The following is a 19,402-nucleotide window of genomic DNA, read 5'->3' as shown; positions in this document are numbered from 1 at the left end:
GTCCCTTTTTCGCGTCCGGCCTTCTTGGCCAGCGAGCGGCAGCCTGACGCTCGCTACTTCCGGCCGATGAACCAGTCCTGAAGCTTCCGCAGCCGGGTCTGTAGCTGTTCCTCGTTCGCCTGCGCCACGGCCGGGCCGCCGCACACGGTCCGGAGCTTGGTGTGGATGACGCCGTGCGGGGTTCCGGTCCGGGCAGACCAGGCCGCGACGTTCTTGGCCAGCTCGGTGCGCAGGTCCATCAGCATCCGGTGGTCCGGTACGGCCGGCGCGGCCTCGGCCGCAGCAGCCTGCGGGGCGCGCTTGTTCTTGCGGTTGAGCTGTTCGTGCTGGCGCTGGCGCAGCAAGGTGCCCACCTGTTCGGCGTCGAGCAGGCCAGGAATGCCGAGGAAGTCCAGCTCGTCCTCCGAGCCCACCTCGCCGCCCGTGCCGAACTCGCCGCCGTCGAACAGCACCCGGTCGAAGGAGGCCTGGGAGTCCAGCGCTTCGAACTTGCCCTTCATCAGCGTGTCGGAGGCCTTCTCCTCGCGGTTCGCCTCGTCCATCAGCGAGTCCTCGGGATTGAAGAGCCCGTCGGCGTCCTCCTTCTCCGGGCGGTCCAGGGCGTGGTCGCGTTCGGCTTCCATGGAGTTCGCCAGCGCCATCAGCTGCGGCACGGAGGGCAGGAACACCGACGCCGTCTCGCCGCGCTTGCGGGCACGCACGAAGCGGCCCACGGCCTGGGCGAAGAACAGCGGGGTCGACGTCGAGGTCGCGTAGACGCCGACGGAGAGCCGCGGGACGTCCACGCCTTCGGAGACCATGCGCACCGCGACCATCCAGCGCTTGTCCCCAGCCGAGAACTCCTCGATCTTGGAGGAGGCCTTGGCGTCGTCGGAGAGGATGACGGTGGGTGATTCGCCGGTGATTCTCTTCAACTGGCCGGCGTAGGCGCGGGCGTCCTCGTGGTCGGTGGCAATGACCAGGCCGCCGGCGTCGGGCACGGTGCGCCGCACCTCGCTGAGGCGCTTGTCCGCCCCGGCCAGCACGGCCGGAATCCACTCGCCGGCCGGGTTCAGCGCCGTCCGCCAGGCCTGGGACGTGATGTCCTTGGTGACGGCGGCTTCGCCCAGCGAGGCCGCCATCTCGTCCCCGGCGCTGGTCCGCCAGCGCATCTGGCCGGAGTAGGCCATGAACATCACCGGACGGACCACGTGGTCCCGGAGCGCCTTGCCGTAACCGTAGGTGTAGTCGGCCTTGGAGCGGCGGATGCCGTCGCGGTCCTCGGCGTACTCGACGAACGGGATCGGCGAGGTATCCGAGCGGAACGGGGTACCGGTCAGGGAGAGGCGCCGGGCGGCGGGGTCGAAGGCCTCGCGCAGCCCGTCGCCCCAGGACAGGGCCTCACCGCCGTGGTGGATTTCGTCGAGGATCACGAGGGTGCGCGCTGCCTCGGTCTTGGCCCGGTGCAGCATCGGCTTGCTGGCCACCTGGGCGTAGGTCACAGCGACGCCGATGAAGCCGCGGCCGTGTTGGCCGTCGGCGTTCTTGAAGTTCGGGTCGATCGCGATGCCCACCTTCGCGGCGGCGTCCGCCCACTGGCGCTTGAGGTGGTCCGTGGGTGCCACGATCGTTACCCGGTTCACCACGCCGGCCTCAATCAGCATCGAGGCCACGCGCAGCGCGAAGGTAGTCTTGCCGGCGCCGGGGGTGGCGACCGCCAGGAAGTCCTTGGGGTGGGTACTGAAATAGCTGTCCAGGGCCTCCTGCTGCCACGCGCGCAGCTTCGGGGCGGTGCCCCACGCGGCGCGCTCGGGATAGGCGGGCGGCAGCACGGGGCCGCCAAAGAGTGTCTCTGTCATTTAGGAGTCCTCCCCTCCGCGCATGGTTGCCGGTTCCGGAGAAACCCAATTAAGCACAAAAACACCAATCTTTTTCGGATGAACCGGACAGCAGGAACGCGGCGGACTACGCAGTAGGGCAAGGGCACCTTCCGGTGCCGGATCTACGCCGGAAGCCGCAGCGGATCCAGCCCGCTGCGGGGGCCTAAGTCGAAGGGCCTATTTCCCGGAATCTCCGCCGTCGCCGCCCGGGCGGAGGCCCTCATAGACCTCTTTGCACTCGGGGCAGACCGGGAACTTCTTCGGATCGCGCCCGGGCGTCCACACCTTGCCGCACAGGGCAATCACGGGTTCACCCGAGAGGGCGGATTCCATGATCTTTTCCTTGCGCACGTAGTGCGAGAAGCGCTCCCGGTCGCCGGGCTCCACTTCCTGCCGCAGTTCCTCGCGCTCAATCGTAGCCGTCGACGTTCCGGCTCCGGAGAGCTCACGCATCGGGTCGTTGGCCGGGGCATTTGCCGGGTCATTTTCCAGGGCGGAATCCGTCATGCTGCTCATGTCATCCATCTTAGCCGCTGGCTCGGACGGTATCGCGACGGCGGCTTCCGCCGCCGGGCATTGGAGCGTCGTCACAGGCCCTGCCAGCGCGGCTTGCCGTCGTAGCTGTGCCGGTAGTAATCGGCGAGCCGGAGCGAGGAGGCCGCCGCCTCGTCCAGGAGGACAGTGGCATGCGGATGCAGCTGCAGGACCGACGCCGGACAGATGGCAGCCAGCGGCCCCTCGGTGAAGTCGCGGACGGTCTGTGCCTTCTGCGCTCCGGTGGCGAGGAGGATGACGTGCCGGGCCTCCAGGATGGTGCCCAGGCCCTGGGTGAGGACATGGTGCGGCACCTCGGCCAGGCTCCCGAAGAAGCGGGCATTGTCCCGCCGCGTCTGCTCCACGAGCGTTTTAATCCGGGTCCGGGAAGCCAGGGAGGACCCCGGCTCGTTGAAACCAATGTGGCCGTCCGTGCCCACTCCGAGAAGCTGCAGATCCACTCCCCCGGCCGCGCGGATCGCGTCCTCGTACGCCCGGCAGGCCGCCGGAACGTCGGCAGCCTCGCCATCGGGTCCGTGGACGTTGTCCGGGCTGATGTGCACCCGGCCGGTAAATTCGCGCCGGATCACTTCGCGATAGGACTCGGGGTGCCCCGCGGGGAGCCCGACGTACTCGTCCAGGATGAAGGCGCGGGCACGGCTAAAGTCGAGGCCGCCCCGCTCATGCCGTTGCGCGAGCTCCTCGTACACGGGCAACGGCGAGGATCCGGTGGCCAGGCCCAGGACTGCCTCGGGCTTGCGCCGCAACAGGCCCTCGATCGCGTCGGCGGCGAGGGCGGCGACCGGCCTGCCGCCGGGCAGGATGACGACTTCCATGGACGGCAGGCTATCCCACTCCGGCGCTACCGGCCCGGGTCCTCGGACCCGGTCAGCGGTTGACGGCCACCTGTGCCAGCAGCTCCGGGGTGCGCGAGTCGAACCATTTGCCGCCCAGCCGCACGCCCGCCGCGAAGAGACCCAGGCCCAGCACCGGGCCCAGCACCAGGCAGATCCAGCCGGGCACCATGCTGCCGCCCGCCAGCTGCAGGGCCACCAGCACCACCTCCGGGCTCACCAGGAGCAGCAGGACCGCCATGCCGCCGAACTGCACCGCCAGGGTCTGGGCCACGTTGCCCGGCGGCTTTTTGAACGGGCTGTCACCGGGCAGCGGCACGGGCACGGTGTAGCGCGCCGAGACCACGGAGGACAAACCCAGCCCGGTGAACAGCACCCCCAGGGTCAGGCCCAGGATGCCCGGCAGCAAAGCCCAGTCGCCGGTGAAAAACATTGGGATGACGCTGAAGACCAGCACCGTGGGCAAGGCGAAGACCAGGCACGCCACGGCCCGTCCGAGCCTGTCGTGCAGGCCGCGCACGCCGGCGGCGACGTGCAGGGCAAAGGCTGTGCTGTCGTAGGAGACGTCCGAGGAGATGGACCAGGCGAGCAGGAAAGCGGCGAGCGGCCCGACGAACTGCAGGATTCCGTAGAACCCGGTCTGGCTGGCCTGGAAGAAGAGCAGCACCGGCAGCAGCGGCACCACCACGAGGGCCCCGGCGTAGCGCGGATCACGCAGCCAGTAGGTGAGCGAGCGCGCAACTATCGCTCCCGTGGGCGTGGCCGGAGCCAGGGCGAAGAGCCCCAGGCCCGCTGCCTTCTTCTTTGCGGTGCCGGCGTAGGGCGGCGTGACGAGCGCACGCTGCAGCAGGAGCTTCCAGCACTGGACCAGGGCGGCGAGAGTCGCGGCAGCGATGAGCAGCTTGAGCACGGCCGGTCCGTAGCTGCCGGCGGCCAGCTCTCCGCCGACGGCCCAGGCCGCCCCGGCGGGCGTCCATTCGAGGGACCGCGCCAGCTTGGCCACGAACCCGGCATTGCCGGCGATCCCGCGGGAGACGCCGGCCAGGATCGGGCCCATCAACACCAGCGGGATCAGGAATGCGACCGCGCTGACGTCCTTGAAGCGCCGGGAGCTGGCCAGGCCAACTGTGCCGGCCGTGACCACCTTGGAAAGCACAATGCACGTGAGCACACCGAGGACCGCGCCGGCCAGGGCGCCCGCCGCGGCCAGGAAGCCACGCGACCAGGTGCCCACGGTGGCCAGCGCCACGAGGGCCGTCGCCGCCCCCGGGATGCCAATCAGCCCGGCCAGGGCGAGGCCTGCCAGCAGTTTCCGCATCGGCACGGCAAAGGTCGTGAACCGGGCCGGGTCCAGCGTCATATCCGCGGCCGAAGCCACGATCGGGACGACCGCCCAGCCCAGGACCGCGGCGGTGCCGCCGAGCACCACCACCGTCTGCGCCGTCGCCACGTCGGCCTGGCGCAGCAGGATCAACCCGGCAACCCCGACGCCGACCAGCCCCAGGGCGTACAGCACGACGATCCCCAGGCCCACAAGCTGCCAGGGGCTGCGCCGCAGCCCGTTGCGGAGCAGGGTGAGCTTGAGCCTTAGAAGGTGCGCAACCATTCGAGCCCTTCCGCTTGGCTGCGTCCGCCCACCAGCTGCACGAAGCGGTCCTCCAGCGACTCGCCGGCGCGCACCTCGTCCACCGTGCCGGCGGCCAGCACCCGGCCGCCAGCCACAACGGCGACGTGGTCACACATGCGCTGCACCAGGTCCATCACGTGGCTGGAGACGATCACCGTGCCCCCGGACGCGACGTAGCGGTCCAGGATGTCTCGGATATTTGCGGCGGAGACCGGGTCCACCGATTCGAACGGCTCGTCCAGCACCAGCAGCCGCGGCGCATGGATCAGGGCCGAGGCGAGCGCGATCTTCTTGGTCATGCCGGCGGAGTAGTCCACCACGAGCGTGCCGGCGTCCTGGTTGAGGTCCAGGGCGGCCAGCAGTTCCGCGACCCGCGTCGCCACCACTTCACGGTCCATGCCGCGCAGCAGGCCCGCGTAGCTCACCAACTGCTCGCCGGTCAGCCGGTCGAAGAGACGGACCCCGTCCGGCAGCACGCCCATCAGTTTTTTGGCCTCCAGGGGGTGCTGCCAGACATCCACCCCGTGGATAAAGGCGGTGCCGAAATCCGGCCGCAACAGCCCGGTGGCCATCGACAGGGTGGTGGTCTTGCCGGCACCGTTGGGTCCGACGATGCCGTAGAAGGAGCCGGCGGGAACGTCGAGGCTGATGCCGTCCACCGCGATCTTGGTGCCGAAGCGCTTGGCCAGCCCGCGCAGGGCCAGCGCCGGGACTGGGGTTTGCGGGTGGGGTTGTTCGAAAGTCATGACGTTAGACTAACCGCCGCGGCCGCCTAAAACGTGTGCCGCGGGATAGCCCGTTCATACTGCGGCGGCCAGGCGAGCTCGTGGCCCAGTTCAAACGCGGCACGCAGCCACCAGTGCGGGTCCCGCAATGCGGCTCGGGCGATGAACACCCCGTCAGCCTGTCCCGTGGCGACCGCATGTTCGGCCTGCCCGGCGGAGGTCAGCAGCCCCACCGTACCGGTCCGCACGCCGGCCTCGCGGCGGATCCGGGCACTGAATCCGGTCTGGTAGCCGGGCCCGACCGGAATCGACTGGTGCGCCACGGCACCGCCGCTGGAGACGTCCACGAGATCCACCCCGTGTTCGCCGGCCGCGCGGGCCAGCCGCACCGAGGCCTCGGCATCGATGCCGCCCTCGGCCCAGTCCGACGCGGAGATCCGCAGCAGCAGCGGCATGGAATCCGGGATGACGTCCCGGACGGCGTCGACCACCGCGAGGGTCAAGCGGTTGCGCCCGGTCTCATCCCCACCCCAGCGGTCCGTGCGGTCATTTACGAGCGGGCTTTGGAACTGGTGCAGCAGGTAGCCATGGGCGCCATGGATCTCGACCGTGTCGAATCCCGCACCGACCGCGCGGACAGCCGCGGCAACGAAGTCGGCGATCACGCCGTCGATCTCCTGCTCGGTCATGGCCGACGGCGGCGCGTAGCCGTCAAAGGCGCCGGTGCCCGGGCCAACTGTGTCCCAGCCGCCGTCGGAGACGGGAACGGTGCCGCTCTTGCCGGAGAACGGCCAGTAGGAGGATGCCTTGCGCCCGGCGTGGGCGAGCTGGGTGCCGATCTTGGCGTTGGCAGAGCCGTGCCGGTGCACAAAGGAGACTATCCGCTGCCATGCCTCGGCCTGGTCATCGTTGTAGAGGCCGGCGTCCCGCGGGCTGATCCGCCCGGCCGCGTTGACGGCAGCCGCCTCGGTCAGGATGAGCGCAGCGCCGCCGGTGGCGAAGGAGCCGAGGTGCATCAAGTGCCAGTCATTCGGAACGCCCTCGCCGGTCTCCGGTTCGCAGCTGTACTGGCACATCGGCGAGACCCAGCCGCGGTGCTCCAGCCGCAACGAGCGCAGCTCCAGCGGGGTGAACAGTGCCGAGCCCACTAGAACAGCACCCGCGCGAGGTTCTGCCGGGCCTTGGCGACGCGGTCATCGGAGCTTCCCACCACGTCGAACAGCTCCAGCAGGCGCACCCGGGCACTCTCGCGCTCCGGGCCGAAGTTCCGGCCGATGAATGCCACGACACGGCCGAGGCCGTCCTCGACGTGGCCGCCGGCAATATCAAGGTCGGCCACGGCCAGCTGGGCCTCAAGGCTGTCCGGCTCCTCGGCGGCACGGGCGCGGACGGCGTCCGTGTCCGCGGCGGACAATGCCTGCAGGCGACCCATGAGCTCCACCTGGGCGAGGCCGGCCTTGGCCTCGGCGTCGGCGGGCATCTCGGTCAACGCCTGCCGGTAGGCCGCAGCAGCGCCGTCGTAGTCGCCTGCCTCGATGGCGTCGAACGCCTTCTGGTGCAGGGGCGGGAGCGGCGGAGCCTCGGGCTCGGCCGCGCCGGGGCCGCCGGCTCCGATCCGGCCGGTCACGCCGTTGGCGGCCGCCACCTTCAGCAGTTCGTCGAAGAGGCTGCGCACCTGCTGCTCCTCGGCGCCGCCCTGGAACAGCGGCACGGGCTGGCCTTTGACCACGGCGACGGCGGTCGGGACGGCCTGCACCTGGAAGGCCTGCGCAAGCTGGGGGAAAGCCTCGATGTCGGCCGCGCCCATGACCAGGCGGCCCCCGTAGCTTTCGACGATCTGTTCCAGCACGTCCACGAGCTGCGCGGATCCCGGCGAGTAGTTGGCCCACATTGCGATCACCACCGGGACCTGGGCGGAAAGGTCCACGAGCTCCTGGAAGTTGGCTTCCGTGACGTCAACCCGCAGCGGCGTACCGGCGGGAGCGCCGCCTGGTGTTGCAGAGCCCGCGCCGGCAGCACCGGCCTCCTGCGCCGGAGGCCGGCCGGCCCCGGCGGCCGCGGGCGGGGCCGGGCGCTGTTTCAGCGAGGAGAGGTCGACGGCGCCCCGCAGGTTCAGCGGGTTGGCGACAGCTGGAGGGACCGGGCGGGAAGCTGGCGAAGTCATAGCTCCACTCTATCCACTACGCCCGACGCAGCAACGACCGGGCCGCGATGGCGGCCCGGTCGTTGCGGTGCTTGTGGTTCCGGCCGGTGTCAGTCGGGCGGTGTCCTGCGGAAGGCTACTTGATCTTGGCCCCGACCAGGCCGCGTGTGGCTGCCACCAGCTTCATCGGGTCCTTGGAACCCGCCGGCGGAACGTAGACGGCCACGGCTTCGGCGAAGTTCAACACCATGCCGGTGCTGGTCTCCTTGCCGCCAGCCAGCGCCGCTGCGTCGTTACCGATCGTCAGCTTGTCCCCGGAGTTCTTCGGCGTGCCGTCGAAGGCGAAGTTCAGCCGGCCCAGGACCAGTGCGCCGCCGTCGGCGGTCCGGAACACCACGGTGTCCTCGGGAACAGGCTTGTGGCTGAAGGTGAACTTGCCGTTAGCACCCGACTTCACCACATCCTTCTGGTACGCCAGGGTGTCAGCGATGTACGGCGAGGACTTTCCCTCGGCGAGCTTGTCCTTGAAGGTGGAGTCGGCCTTGGTCAGCCGGTCCCCCAGCCCGGACAGCGCTTCCTGTCCGCTGTACAGCAGCCCGGACTTGTCCGTGGCGGCCAGAGTTTCGGTGCCACCGCGGTTGATTCCGGGGAAGGTGGTCCCCGGCTGCAGCGGGGTTGCCCCGACCAGCTTGTAGTTCTCGCGCGGGGAGGACTGCACGAGGGTCAGCAGCTGCGGAACGACGTTGCCGTCACCCTGGGTCACAGCCATGACGGACCGCGGCCAGCTGCGCTTGTTGCTGACCACGGTGGTGAGCAGCTTCGTGGCGCGCACCGGCATCCGGGGCTCGTAGCTTCCCACCTTGGAACGGATCTTGTAGTTCTGCTTGCGCACCTCGAGCTCGGACGCCCCGACGCGGGACGAAAGCTTTGCCGCGTCTTTGGCCGCGTCCCCGGCGTCGACGGCGCTGGCCACCTGCTCCAGGATGCGGCGGAACTGCGCGTCCAGCAGGACCGGAGCGTCGGCGGCCTGGCCGGCGGCGGAAGAGGATTCGCTAGGCGACGGCGAGGGAGCCTGGCTGGCCTGCGCCGCAACGCCGGTGCCGGCAACCGCGGCGGCGGTCAGCAGCGCTACCGCGGCGCCGGAGCGACGGCGGACAGCCGCGGGGGCGGCAACGCGTTCCACACTGCCGTTCCGGGCCGGATCGGCATTCTGGGCACCGCCGGCGGTGCTGCGGGCAGCGGCCCTCGCCTCTGCCTTGGCCTGGGCCTTGGCCTGCGCGCGGCGCGCAAACAGGCTGCCCTTCGGGGCGGCTCCGGAGCCGCCCGCTGGATCGTCGTCTGAACGACCGTCGTCGGAGTGGTTCCGGGCGGGCTTGACCAGCAGCAACGCAGCGCCGGCCAGGACCAGCAGGCCGCCCAGTACCATCAACGGAACGGCCCACGGGGTGGACGTGTCATTGGGGAAAGTCATCGTGATCGATGATGGGGCCGGCTTGGTGCCGTCCGAGGCGAGCAGCAGCGCCCAGTCGCCGTCCGCCGGAGCGGTCCAGGAGTAGTCCAGGTCGCCGTTGGCGTTCTCGGTGGTGACCCACAGGTCCGAGCCTGCCGGGGACGGCGCCTTTGCGTCGCCGTCGGCGTGATCAACCTGCAGGGACTTGCCGTCGTCGGAGACCCCGGAGACGGTGTTGTGGGCGGTCTTGCCCACCCACGCATCGACGTCGTCCGGCCGGCCGGCGGCGAGCATGAAGTTGCCCTCCCCCTTGACATGGATCTGCACCGTGCCGCCATGCAAAGTACGCAGCTTCTCGTCGAAGACGGTCAGCGGGGCGGCGGTGCCACCCGTGGGCGCGGTGGCGGTGACGGTCTCGGCCGGAGCCCAAAGCGTCTTCTGGCCGATTCCGGCCAGCAGTGTCAGGAGGCCGAGCAGCACAAGTGCGACTGCAGTCTTGAAACGCAAAATATTACCTATCATCAGCGGACACGTAGCTTTAACAGTAACCGTTTTGTTACCTGAGAGTCAGATCGGCGCTCTTGTCAACCCTTCCCCGGCCCCGTCCGGCCCCGCTGGGCCGCCAGCTGGCAAGGCTGCTGATAGTGTTTGCGGTGATCATCACACCCGGCCCGCAACCGCGGTTTTGCAGGGAATTTTCGGACAAAAAGGGCCTTCAACGCAGTGACTGAACCCACGGATACCTCCGCCGCAGGACACCCCGCCAGCCAGGAATCCGGCAGCCAGCCACGCGGGCCGCACGAGCCGGCCGCGCAGCTCTCAACGCCGCGGGCGGCTGCGGCGGGGTTCCTGATTTCGATGGCGCGCCGGCTGCGGCAGCCGCTGCCCGGAGCCCAGCCGCGACTGCGTTTCGAGATGCCGCCCGAGCACGACGAGGACGAAGCGGCCACGTCGGAGATTGAAAGCACCGCAAAGTTCGGCGCTCCCGGACCGCGAATGTCGTCCCAGCACCCGCTGTACGTCGGTTTCTTGGGCACGGTCGGCGTGGGCGCGGCCCTTCTCGTCTACTGGATCGGTTCCAACACCACCCAGTTGCTGCTCTGGATCGTCACCGCACTGTTCATTGCGCTTGGCCTGGACCCCGTGGTGCGCTGGCTCGAAAGCAAGAAGGTGCCGCGGCCCGCGGGCATCCTGGTCTCAGTCGCCGTGCTGGCGTTGGCCGTCACGGGGTTCTTCGCCACCCTGATACCGACCATCGTGCAGCAGGTGACGCAGGTCGTCCAGCAGGCTCCGCACTGGATCCAGGACTTCATCGACTCCGACTTCTTCCGCACGGTGGACAGCCAGTTCGGCGTCCGTGACCGGATCAGCCAGGAACTTGAGAAGTTCGTGAACAACCCCGAGGCCATGAGCGGCATCTTCGGCGGCGTCGTGGGCTTTGGCTCCACCGTGGCGAACGGCCTGTTCGGCGCCCTGATCGTCCTGGTCCTCAGCCTCTACTTCCTCTCCGCCATGCCGGCCATGAAGAAGTGGGGCTATCGGCTTGCCCCGCGGTCCCGGCGCGCCAGGGTCGAGGCCCTGTCCGAAGAGATCACCGGTTCGGTCGGCAACTACGTGATCGGCCAGGTCTGCGTGGCGCTGCTGAATGCCACCTTCGCCTTCATCGTGATGTCGATCGTAGGGGTGCCGTTCGCCCTGCTGCTCGCGTTTGTCGTGGCCCTGCTGGCCTTCATCCCCTTGGTCGGCGGCATGATCGCAGGCGTCCTGGTGACCCTCATCGCCCTCACCGCCGGCTGGCAGACGGCCGTGGTCTTCGCGATCTGCTACTTCGCCTACCTGCAGTTCGAGGCCTACTTCATCTCCCCGCGCATCATGCAGAAGGCAGTCGCCGTGCCCGGCGCGGTCGCGGTGATCTCGGTCATCGCCGGCGGCAGCGTGCTCGGCGTGCTCGGCGCCCTGATCGCCATTCCCACGGCCGCAGCGATCATGCTGCTGGTCAAGGAAATCTTCATCGTCCGCCAGGACAAGCACTAGTCAGGCGTGGGCGGTGGCCACCGGGCCGTCCCACTCCTCGGGCAGGGCAGCCGGAGCGCCGCCCGGCAGCACCTCGGCCACGATCTCGTTGAGCACCCGGCCGGCGTACTTCTCCCCCACCCACAGGTGCTTGGCGCCGTCGACGCCCACGACGTCCGCGTGCGGCACCAGGGAGAAGCGTTCGGCAGCGGCAGCAGGCTGCAGGTAGTCGTCATGCTCCGGGACCAGGACCTTCAGCGGCTTGCCGAAGGCCGCCCACTCCTTGAGGTGGACATCCGTGGCGCGGTGCAGCGGCGGCGAGAGCAGGATGGCGCCCTCGATCTCGGAGGCCACGGGCTCGGCGGCGCCGTACATCAGCGCGAGTTCGGTACCGAAGGACCAGCCGACCAGCCAGCGGTTCGGCAGTCCGCGCTCGACGGCGAAGTGCACCGCAGCCTCCACGTCGAGCCGTTCGCCGATGCCTTCCTCGAAGGACCCCTGGCTGGTTCCCCGCGGCGAGGACGTCCCGCGGGTGTTGAACCGCAGCACCGCGATGCCGGCGAGGGCCGGGAGGCGGTAGGACGCCTTGCGGTAGACGTGCGAGTCCATGAAGCCGCCATGGGTCGGCAGCGGGTGGAGCGTGATGAGGGTTGCCTTGATCTCGCCGGACTCGGGAAGCGCCAACTCGCCGACCAACCGGTGCCCGTCCGCGGTGCGGAGTTCCACATTTTCGCGGTGCGCCGGCAGCACGGTCGAGGCACGGATCGCAGTGGGCGTTGAGGGCTGGCTGAACACGTAGGACGCCGGGTCGAAAGTCATGCCCTCCAGCTTAGCGAAACCGCTCAGCGGTACCGGTAGCTGCGCGAGCTCCAGCAGTTGGAGTGCCAGTGCCGCCGCTCGGCCAGGCCCGCGGCTGCGCCGAAGATGTGGTCCTCGGACCAGACCACGAGGTGCGCGGTGCCCGGCGGCACGGCGGTAAAGCATCCGGGGCAGACGTACGTCTTCCCTGCCCGGCTGGCGGAGATAGAGCGGACCATCCACTCGCCGTCCGGGGCGCTCTCGCGCCGCGCGATCCCGGTCCGGGCGCGCTCCAGGTCCAGTTCCGGTGCGGGCCCGGCAGCGTGCTTACCGGCAGCGCCTCTGCCGGATGCGGCTCGGCGGGGGCGGTTGGAACGGGGCATGAGTCCATTCTGCCCCAGCCCGGATGCTCCGCCGGCACTCCGCCGGCACTATGAGGCGGCCGCGACGCCCGGGAGCAGCGGTGCAGGCGGTAGTGTTGTCCGGGTGCGTTTAGTGATAGCCCGTTGCTCCGTTGATTATGTCGGCCGGCTCAAAGCCCATCTCCCGCTCGCCACCCGGCTCCTGCTGGTCAAGGCCGACGGTTCGGTCCTGGTCCACTCGGACGGCGGTTCCTACAAGCCGCTGAACTGGATGAGCCCCCCGGCGAGCCTGCGCGTCTCAACCCCGGACGAAGTCGACGTCGAAGTCGGCGTGATCGAGCAGTGGACCGTGCAGTCTGCGAAGACCGACGACCGGCTCATCATCAACATCCACGAACAGCTGCATGACACCTCGCACGAACTGGGCCAGGACCCCGGACTGATCAAGGACGGGGTCGAGGCAGACCTGCAGCGGCTGCTCGCGGAGCAGATCGAGACCCTCGGCGCCGGCTTTTCGCTGATCCGCCGCGAATACTTCACCGCGATCGGCCCGGTGGACATTCTGGCCCGCGACGCCAACGGCGCCACCGTGGCAATCGAACTCAAGCGCCGCGGTGACATCGACGGCGTCGAGCAGCTCACCCGCTACCTCGAGCTGCTGAACCGCGACCCGCTGCTGGCACCAGTGCGCGGCATCTTCGCCGCACAGCAAATCAAGCCGCAGGCCAAGGTGCTGGCGAACGACCGCGGCATCGATTGCGTCACCCTGGACTACGACGCCATGCGCGGCGTCGACGACAGCGAGTCCCGGCTCTTCTAGGTCCCTTACCGCGGACGCGCCCTAGACTCTGAGCATGAACCTCGACCCGGCCGGCAGGCACGTCCTGTATGGCACCGTGGTCAGCGACGGCGCCGTACAGCCGGATGCCGTCTTGGCCGTGGAGGCCGGACGGATCGCCTACGCCGGCCCGGCTGCCGGATTCAGCCCCGCGCCTGCAGGGTTCCGCGACGCACCCAGGCTTCAGCTGCCGCCGGGCGCCCTGATCCTGCCCGGGCTGGTGGACCTGCACTGCCACGGCGCCTACGGCGGCGACTTCCCCGGCGGTGAAGAAGCGCCAGCGCGGCGTGCCATTGATTTCCTGCACCGTTCCGGGACCACCTCCCTGCTGGCCAGCCTGGTCACCGCCCCGCGGGAATCGCTGCTGCGCGGGATCGGGCTGCTCGCCGGCCTTGTCGAGGAAGGCCTGCTGGCCGGCATCCATCTGGAGGGCCCGTTCCTCGCCGCGGCGAGGTGCGGTGCGCAGGATGCCGCCTTCCTGCTCGATCCCGACCCTGGACTGCTCACCGAGCTGGTGGCGGCCGCACGCGGCACCCTCGCCTCGATGAGCTTCGCCCCTGAACTTGCGGGGGCGGACGAACTTGTCCGGCTCCTTGCCCGGCACGCGGTGGTGCCCTCGCTGGGGCACACGGACTGCGACGACGCGACCGCTGCGGCGGCGCTGCACTCGGCCGGCGAGGCGCTGCGGGCCGGGCCGTCCGGCCGCGGCAGACGCCCCACGGTGACCCACTTCTTCAACGGCATGCCGCCGCTGCACCACCGGGCGCCGGGCCCCGTGGCCGCCTGCCTGCGCAGTGCCGCCTCCGGCGAAGCCGTCCTCGAGCTGGTCGCCGACGGCACGCACCTGGACCCGGCCGTTGTCGCCACGGTGTTCCAGCTGGCCGGCGCCGGCAACGTCGCCCTGGTGACCGACTCGATGGCGGCCGCCGGACTGGCCGACGGCGCATATACCCTGGGCCGCTCGGCGGTCACTGTTTCGGCCGGTGTCGCCCGCCTCGACGCCGGCGGCGCCCTCGCCGGCGGCACCGCCACCCTGCTCGACGTCGTGCGCCGCACCGCGGCCGCCGGCGTCCCGGTGCCCGACGCCGTCCTCTCGGCCACCGCGGTCCCGGCCTCGGTCCTCGGCCTCGGCGCGGAACTCGGCTCGCTGCGCCGCGGGCTGCGCGCGGACGCCGTGGTCGTCAATTCGGGGCTGGCCCTTTACCGGGTAATGCGCCGCGGGGAATGGCTGGAGCCGCTTTCCTAATGCGCCTTTCGCCTCCCCGCCCGGGGTCCGTCCGATTTCCGCCGCCCGGATCTCGTTCATGAACTCTTTACATAAAATTTCTGGAATTATGAGCCGGGCCCGTTGACCTGACGCAGGCGGCGTGAAATTCTTGTACCAGTCTTTGTGTAGGTGTTTTTCATGCTCGCAAGACATGTTGCGAGCGTGAAGCTCCCGCCGCCAAGGCCCGGTCCAACCGGGCGGAAGCCAAGGTTCTTCTCGCAGAGTGACCAAGCCCGGTGCAAAGTGCGCCGGACTTCTTCAAGATCCGTAATGAGGAGAATTAAATGGCACAGGGAACCGTCAAGTGGTTTAACGCTGAAAAGGGCTTCGGCTTCATCACCCCGGATGACTCCGATGGCGATGTCTTCGTTCACTACTCCGAGATCCAGACCGGCGGCTTCAAGACCCTCGACGAGAACCAGCGCGTTCAGTTCGAGATCGGCCAGGGCGCCAAGGGCCCCCAGGCTACCGGCGTCACGCTGGTCTAGTCTCCCCGGCAGGACTGCTTCCGGCAGTACCGCTGATTGAATGATCCCCGGCATTATTGCCGGGGATCATTTTCTTTGTCCGCGGCCGGCTATTTGAACGCATTGTTTGCCCGCACAAATGCCCATTACGGCAAGCCGATAAGGGCCATCGCCCGCGAATTAGCGCACCAGCGTCCGGAGCAGGCGCGCACTCTGGCGGACCGAAAGATCCGGAAGGTAGGCGCGGCTCAAAGCGCGGCCCATCGCCGGAAGCTGCAGCGGATCCTGGTAGTACAGGTAGAGCGTCCGGTAATCCGGCTTGAACCGCGATTTGAATGAGGCCAAGGAGCGGAATCCGTATGCAGGTTCCAGCGCCCGGCCCACCACGTCCAGAATTCCGGCGAGCCCCTCGCTCTCGCGCGGTGCGTCATCGCCGGTAGTGCGCGGCTCCGCCTTGGCGAGCGGAGAGCCGGAGAGGGAAATTACTTCCACCGAGGCCCGCAGTTCCAGCACTGCGGACGCGATCAGGAATTCCATGACGCCGGGGAAGGCGTCACCGCGGCGGCGCATGACATCCAGCGTCCAGCTCACCAGCTGTCCGACGTCGTAGACCGGCAGCCAGCTGGTGACCCCGTGCACGCGGTCCTCGGCGTCGACGGCAAGGCAGCACAGCACTTCCTCGTCTTCGAGCTCGTCGAGGCTGCCCAGCGTGAATCCCATTTCCGGTACGGACTTGCCGGCCGCCCATTCTTCGGAGACCTCGCTCAGCTGCGCCCGCAGCGAGGGCGAGAATTCCCGGTAGCGGCCCCAGACGGCGCGGACCCCGGTCTTGGCCGCCCGGTTCAGCGCCGTTCGCACGTTCTGCCATTCCTTGCCTTTGAACTCCAGTTCGCGGACCGCCAGCCGGGTCTCCAGCGCTACGGCAACCCGGCGGAAGCCGCGGCCCCGAAGCGTGGGCCACAGCTCGTCCGTGCAGGAATAGAAGCACGGGATCAAGGCGTGGTCGGTGCAATAGGAAAGGAACAGCGCGGCGGTCTCCTCGCGGTTCGCGGCCGGGCCGAAAGGTCCCGCCACTGTCAGCGCCACGTTGCCATGCTGCTGGTACCCCACTCCCCCGCGGCCATCGGGGGCGAACCAGTACGTGTTCGGTTCCCAGAGGGCCATCCAGGACAGCGAGTCCCCGCCCTGCCGGATCAGGCGGCGGGCCACTTCCCGGTCTTCGGCTCCGGCGTCCGTGCCGTGGTGGCGGCGCAACAGCACCAGCCAGACTCCGGCCAGCGCCACGACCCAAAAGACGATGCCGGAGCTGGCGAACAGGACCGCCTCTGCCGCGTTGCGGTTCTCGAAGACGCGGTTGTAGATACCGGGAATAGGCAAGGGCAGGTACTGCCGGGCGAGCTCGGCGGCAAGGCCCAGCCAGCCGCCGTCGCGCTCCAGGCCACCGGAGGCAAACCATGCCGCGGCATAACTGCCGGCCAGCACCAGGAAGGTTCCCGCCACCGTCAGCGCGAGGATGCGGCGGGCCCGCCGGGTGGTTTCCACCCGGAACAGGCGACGGTTGGCGAACAGCAGCAGCGCCAGCCCCAGCGGCACCGCCACCAGTGGCAGCACGTGGACGAAGCCGGAACCCATCACGGGCGTGTGCGGCGGGCCGGGATAGTGCGGAATCCGGGCAAACAGCGCCAGGTAAACGGCCGCCAGGGCAGTGACGCCCAGCTGCACCAGGATCGCGATGCGCAAGGCGAGGCGGCGTCCGTGCCGCATCCCGTCGGCGCAGATCAGCAGCAGCACCACCGGCACCACGGCCAGGGCCAGGCCCAGGGGCCCGGCGTACCCCTCCCGCCCTGCGCTGAGGCAGGCGATGTCGACGCCGGCCCCGCAGTTCTGCTCCAGCTGGTTCAGGGTGGGCAGCGGATTCAGCACCACCTCCCGCAGCAGTGCCAGCGGCCCTGTGGGGCTTCGCACCGCGGCCGTGATGATGGGGCCCACGGCGAAAATCGCCACGGTCAGCGCCAGGAGGTTGCGGGTTTCCCTGCCGGTGGAACGGTGGCGGTGGAGCGTGCCCTTGTCTCCCTGGATCCACCAGCCCGCCATGAGTCCGGCCAGGGCGCCGGACAGGCCCACCACGGTCTCCGCGTGCCCCACGTAGAGCACCAGCAACAGCGACCCGGACACGACGGCGGTCCGCAGCCGCCGCTGCCACAAGGCGGGTAGGAGCGCGCAGGCCGCGAGCGTGACGGCGAGGATGGCACCGTACGGCCCGATCAGTCGGACCTCGGCCATAGGCCCGAGCCAGCCGTCGCCGGCAAAGAGGGCTAGCTGGGCGACCAGCAGGAACAGCGACACGGCGGCAAACTGGCCGGCGAAGAAAAACACCGCCGTGCGCAGCGTGCCGAGCTGCCGTTCGGCCAGGCCCATCAGCCCCAGGACCATCACCGACGCCGCCAAATAGGCCAGCGGGTTGGTCGCGAAAAACAGCGAGCTGAACATGGTCCACCACAGTCCGCCCTGCAAGCCGGGCGCGCTTACCGAGGCCGCCTCCAGCAGGGCGTCCGGGGGGCCGGCCAGGTAGCTGCCGGTGGCCGCGCCGGTCGCCAGGAAAGCGATGAGGAACGCCAGCGAGAAGGGAATCCTCTTCAGCTGCCGCCCGAGGCGGCGGATGCCGTTGCGGCGAAATCCGTTCCTCACTTCTTCATCCCCCACCGCGGAGCGAGGAAGTCTAGTCCGGCAGAGAGGCCCCGGGCTGCGACCGCCCAGGAATGGCCGGCGCCGGGGACGACGTGCGTCGCGACGGAGAACCCGGCGGAACGCGCGGCGGCGGACAGGACGTCCATGTTCTTGGTGAACTGGGCGTCACGCTCGCCGGCTGCAAAATAGATGGCGTTGCCGTCGAAGCGGCGCTGCTGCATGCGCTGGAGTGGCGTCTGCCTGTCGAAGGCCGCGGTGTCGCCGCCGAACGAGGCCTCGACGGTCTTGCGCCGGACCTTGGCCAGGGCCGGCTCCTGCTCGCTGGAGAACGCCAGCGCCGCGCTGAATACACCAGGATGCCGGGTCGCCATTTGGATGGCGCACGTGGCACCGAAGGAGAAGCCTCCCGCCGCCCACTTCCGCGGATCGGGATCCACGTCAAGGGTCCGGTGGATCCAGGCCGGGACATCCCGGGCCAGGAAGGTATCGGCCCGCGCAATGCGGGTGTCCATGCACAGGGTATTGCCGTCGGGAGTGCCGTTGGGATCAACCACCACCACCACCGGGGCCGCGCCGCCGTGGGCTGCCGCGAAGCGGTCCATCCGGCTCTGCAGGGCGCCGCCGGTCAACCAGTCGGAGGGATTGCCGGGCTGGCCAGAGAAGAGCACGAGCACGGGCAGTGCCGGCCGAGGCGTGGCCTGGTAGGCAGGTGGCAGGTAGATATAGGCGTCGCGGCTGCGGAAGCCGGACACGGTGCCGGGGATCGACGCTTTGCGGATCAGGCCCGCCGCTGGCAGGGCTCCCGGCTGCGTCCACCGGGCCAGGCTGACGGGATCGGGCTCCCCCGGCTGGCGCTTGAGTGGGTCTTTGAGGCTTGGGATCCGGGCGACGGCTGACCCGGTCAGGTCGCCGACGGTGTGGCTTAGCCCGAAGTAGGCGTTGATCTGGACCGCGGACAGCGCCAGGACGCCGGTGAATGCAACGGCTGCGGCCGCCGTCGTGGTCCAGCGGCGTGCGGGCCGTGGGCGGCCCCGCCCCACGATCCAACTGCGGACTGCCAGCAACAGCGCAGCGACGGGAGGGATGGACCAGGCGAGAACCTCGGGCGGGAGCAGGTCAGGGAAGGCGAAGACCCCGTAGACAAGGATCCAGTGGACGCCGAGGACCAGCGCAGCGGCGAGCCCCACGGCGGCAAGGGCAGCGGCCGCGGTCCGGCGCGCAGGGGTGCTTTTCCGGCTGCGCGGCCACAGCAGGTAGACCGCCCCAACGAGGCCGATCGCGCACACGGCCCAGAGAACCGGGCCGTCGTCGATCCGGATGCCTTCGGCGAAACCCACCGGGACTAGCGCCAGGTGCCGACACCGATGACCGGGCCGGCCTCAAGCCACGAGGAGAGGCCTGTGTAGGCGTCGAACCTCATCGCCAGCAGGACGTCTTGGCCCTCATAGCGGAGTTCGACGATTACTGTCTCAGGCTCTACCTTGACGAGTTCGGATTCGGTGGGCTCGCGGCGCCCCAGCAGCTCAAGGGAGCTGCGCCGGAAGGTGTATTTCGGCCGCACGCTCAGCGAGGCAAGCCGGAACCACTCCAGGTCGTTGTCCTGATAACGACAAACCCCCATCTGCCAGCTGTTTCCAGCCACGCAGATGGAGGCGTCCACCGTGCCCAGGGCGCGCCGCAGATTGAAGCGGCGCACCCCGGAAAGGCACAGTGCAAAGACCAGCAACGCAAACACGGTTGCCAGGACGATGAACGGAAAACCAGTAACGTTCATCAA

General features: G+C 69.2%; 17 protein-coding genes. 4 read left to right on the top strand and 13 right to left on the bottom strand.

Annotated features, from left to right (window positions below):
• Positions 1–53: 53 nt before the first annotated feature.
• The 8 genes from AC1DNC_RS11410 to AC1DNC_RS11375 form a co-directional block, all read right to left on the bottom strand.
• Positions 54–1,838, bottom strand: a complete 1,785-nt coding sequence (locus AC1DNC_RS11410) for a DEAD/DEAH box helicase (protein ID WP_476862663.1) — start codon at positions 1,836–1,838, stop codon at positions 54–56.
• 198 nt (positions 1,839–2,036) lie between these two features.
• Positions 2,037–2,375, bottom strand: a complete 339-nt coding sequence (locus tag AC1DNC_RS11405; RefSeq protein WP_476862662.1) for a DUF3039 domain-containing protein — start codon at positions 2,373–2,375, stop codon at positions 2,037–2,039.
• Positions 2,376–2,446: 71 nt separating this feature from the next.
• A complete protein-coding gene (gene nagB, locus AC1DNC_RS11400) occupies positions 2,447–3,229 on the bottom strand; it encodes a glucosamine-6-phosphate deaminase (RefSeq protein WP_476862661.1) in 783 nt (260 codons plus the stop codon).
• Positions 3,230–3,281: 52 nt separating this feature from the next.
• On the bottom strand, positions 3,282–4,853 hold the full coding sequence (locus AC1DNC_RS11395; RefSeq protein WP_476862660.1) for a transporter: 1,572 nt from the start codon (positions 4,851–4,853) through the stop codon (positions 3,282–3,284).
• Positions 4,835–5,620 carry an ABC transporter ATP-binding protein gene (locus AC1DNC_RS11390; protein ID WP_476862659.1) on the bottom strand — a complete coding sequence of 262 codons (786 nt, stop codon included), beginning with the start codon at positions 5,618–5,620 and terminating at the stop codon, positions 4,835–4,837. Before AC1DNC_RS11390 ends, AC1DNC_RS11395 begins: the two co-directional genes overlap by 19 nt.
• 26 nt (positions 5,621–5,646) lie before the next feature.
• A complete protein-coding gene (locus AC1DNC_RS11385) occupies positions 5,647–6,747 on the bottom strand; it encodes an NADH:flavin oxidoreductase/NADH oxidase (RefSeq protein ID WP_476862658.1) in 1,101 nt (366 codons plus the stop codon).
• Positions 6,747–7,763, bottom strand: a complete 1,017-nt coding sequence (locus tag AC1DNC_RS11380; protein WP_476862657.1) for a co-chaperone YbbN — start codon at positions 7,761–7,763, stop codon at positions 6,747–6,749. Before AC1DNC_RS11380 ends, AC1DNC_RS11385 begins: the two co-directional genes overlap by 1 nt.
• Positions 7,764–7,878: 115 nt before the next feature.
• Positions 7,879–9,714 carry a hypothetical protein gene (locus AC1DNC_RS11375; protein WP_476862656.1) on the bottom strand — a complete coding sequence of 612 codons (1,836 nt, stop codon included), beginning with the start codon at positions 9,712–9,714 and terminating at the stop codon, positions 7,879–7,881.
• Positions 9,715–10,050: 336 nt separating this feature from the next.
• Between AC1DNC_RS11375 and AC1DNC_RS11370 the strand changes: the two genes are divergently transcribed.
• Complete coding sequence (locus AC1DNC_RS11370) at positions 10,051–11,226, top strand: AI-2E family transporter (protein ID WP_476862931.1); 1,176 nt, start codon at positions 10,051–10,053, stop codon at positions 11,224–11,226.
• On the opposite strand, the gene AC1DNC_RS11365 is transcribed toward AC1DNC_RS11370, so the two are convergent.
• Both AC1DNC_RS11365 and AC1DNC_RS11360 read right to left on the bottom strand, forming a co-directional pair.
• The gene (locus AC1DNC_RS11365; protein ID WP_476862655.1) at positions 11,227–12,024 is read right to left on the bottom strand and encodes an alpha/beta hydrolase; all 798 of its coding nucleotides are present in this window, start codon (positions 12,022–12,024) and stop codon (positions 11,227–11,229) included.
• A gap of 23 nt (positions 12,025–12,047) precedes the next feature.
• The gene (locus AC1DNC_RS11360) at positions 12,048–12,386 is read right to left on the bottom strand and encodes an ATP/GTP-binding protein (protein WP_476862654.1); all 339 of its coding nucleotides are present in this window, start codon (positions 12,384–12,386) and stop codon (positions 12,048–12,050) included.
• A gap of 103 nt (positions 12,387–12,489) precedes the next feature.
• On the opposite strand from AC1DNC_RS11360, the gene nucS reads away from it, so the two are divergent.
• The 3 genes from nucS to AC1DNC_RS11345 all read left to right on the top strand — a co-directional run bounded on the left by nucS (position 12,490) and on the right by AC1DNC_RS11345 (position 14,958).
• Positions 12,490–13,185, top strand: coding sequence for an endonuclease NucS (nucS, locus tag AC1DNC_RS11355; protein ID WP_175322880.1), 696 nt, complete (start codon positions 12,490–12,492; stop codon positions 13,183–13,185).
• A gap of 34 nt (positions 13,186–13,219) precedes the next feature.
• On the top strand, positions 13,220–14,449 hold the full coding sequence (locus AC1DNC_RS11350; RefSeq protein WP_476862653.1) for an N-acetylglucosamine-6-phosphate deacetylase: 1,230 nt from the start codon (positions 13,220–13,222) through the stop codon (positions 14,447–14,449).
• 305 nt (positions 14,450–14,754) lie between these two features.
• Positions 14,755–14,958, top strand: a complete 204-nt coding sequence (locus AC1DNC_RS11345; protein ID WP_011692441.1) for a cold-shock protein — start codon at positions 14,755–14,757, stop codon at positions 14,956–14,958.
• Positions 14,959–15,117: 159 nt separating this feature from the next.
• Here the strand turns inward: AC1DNC_RS11345 and AC1DNC_RS11340 are convergent, their stop codons facing one another.
• The 3 genes from AC1DNC_RS11340 to AC1DNC_RS11330 are packed head-to-tail and all read right to left on the bottom strand — an operon-like array spanning position 15,118 to position 19,399.
• Positions 15,118–17,625, bottom strand: coding sequence for a bifunctional lysylphosphatidylglycerol flippase/synthetase MprF (locus AC1DNC_RS11340; RefSeq protein ID WP_476862652.1), 2,508 nt, complete (start codon positions 17,623–17,625; stop codon positions 15,118–15,120).
• Positions 17,622–18,962 (bottom strand): alpha/beta hydrolase, encoded by a 1,341-nt coding sequence (locus tag AC1DNC_RS11335; protein WP_476862651.1) that lies wholly within the window; start codon positions 18,960–18,962, stop codon positions 17,622–17,624. Before AC1DNC_RS11335 ends, AC1DNC_RS11340 begins: the two co-directional genes overlap by 4 nt.
• Positions 18,963–18,967: 5 nt before the next feature.
• The gene (locus AC1DNC_RS11330) at positions 18,968–19,399 is read right to left on the bottom strand and encodes a DUF2550 domain-containing protein (protein ID WP_476862650.1); all 432 of its coding nucleotides are present in this window, start codon (positions 19,397–19,399) and stop codon (positions 18,968–18,970) included.
• Positions 19,400–19,402 lie beyond the last annotated feature (3 nt).

Source organism: Arthrobacter sp. 01N442, from assembly GCF_056399345.1.
This window is presented reverse-complemented; position numbering and strand designations above follow the sequence as displayed.